This is a genomic window from Moorena sp. SIO4A1 (assembly GCF_010672065.1).
Classification (GTDB): Bacteria; Cyanobacteriota; Cyanobacteriia; order Cyanobacteriales; family Coleofasciculaceae; genus Moorena.
In genome coordinates this window covers 1-1193 of record NZ_JAAHHX010000905.1, presented here as the reverse complement: position 1 = coordinate 1193, position 1193 = coordinate 1, and the positions used below count along the sequence as shown (strand labels likewise).

The following is a 1193-nucleotide window of genomic DNA, read 5'->3' as shown; positions in this document are numbered from 1 at the left end:
AAATAGATAGCACTAGGGATAAGCAGAGTATACCACAGGCAGCTAGGACGGTTAAAAAGATAGCCAGAAACCAACTCGGTCGGACTATCCCCTGGAACGTGACTTGATTGGTGGCAGCATCCACCGCCGCCACCTGGTAGGCTCTTTGATAAAAATATTGCTTCAACTGGTTTAGAAGCGATTCTTCTGTTTCTGGGGAAGCTAACTTGACTTGTTGTATTCGGTCTTTCACAGAGGCTCGAATAAAGAAAAACAAACCTACTGCTAATAAAAGAGTTAGCCAAAGTGTAGAAGCAAGAATAGTGGTATTCACTGAATATTAACTATAAAAATACACATCCTTTGCTACTACTTTACAAGTTATTAGACACGCTTTGGTCAGGTCACGCTACTCCGTACCCACTAGCTAGAGGCTGTAAGATACTGGTATGGGTAGATGGCTAGCAGCTAGCACGCCCTGAATTCACCTGAATTCAGATCTGGGCAAGACAATGCATCACCTGACTTCTGTTATGCCACCAGGGTTTTCACGGGAAAGCACCCTGGAAAAAATTGCTACTTCCCTACCTAACTGACTCAACAACAGACTGGTGGCAGGGAGTCCTTGACTGAATTTTCCCCACTGTTTCCTCAGCCATATAGTCATGCCAAAAACTGGCAAGTTCTATAGCTTTCTCCTGCCACTCTGGGCAGATTTGATACATCCTGCGTGGGCGTCCTCTTCCTTCTACTTTTTGCCAGTAGGCTGAAATTGCCTGTTTTTCTTCAAGAAACTTCAGTGCACTGTAGAGGACAGTATCTGAAAGTCGATAGGTGGGGTATTCTTGTTCTAGTTGTTGGATCAGTTGTGTTCCATAAGATTCTCCTTGCAACAACACCGATAGAACATAGCATACGGCTAATTCTTTATTGAGATAGTTGGGTGGAGGATCTTGGAAAAAGCTATAGATATCTTCGAATTTCATCTGCATATGTAGTTGGAATTCCCAGTTCTTCTAGATGGGATTAGAGGGTTTTCTGGCAAATACTGATGGTTGGAGGCACCCTGGGAAATTCACGCGCGTTTTGCAGTGAGTTTTATTTAAACGATTAACCTGGGTAGGTACATCGCTATCACACTTTATAACTTAAAAATCTCTGGCGTAGGGTTTAAATACCTCCCTAATTTGATGAAAGTTTAATGAATTTTCGAA

2 protein-coding genes are annotated in these 1193 nt (G+C 42.7%); both read right to left on the bottom strand.

What is annotated here, in order from left to right:
* Positions 1–313: cofactor assembly of complex C subunit B (locus tag F6K53_RS43970; RefSeq protein WP_293087148.1), on the bottom strand; the 313-nt coding region annotated here is incomplete at its 3' end.
* Between the two features lie 250 nt (positions 314–563).
* Positions 564–965 (bottom strand): PadR family transcriptional regulator, encoded by a 402-nt coding sequence (locus F6K53_RS43965; protein ID WP_070396653.1) that lies wholly within the window; start codon positions 963–965, stop codon positions 564–566.
* Positions 966–1193: the final 228 nt, after the last annotated feature.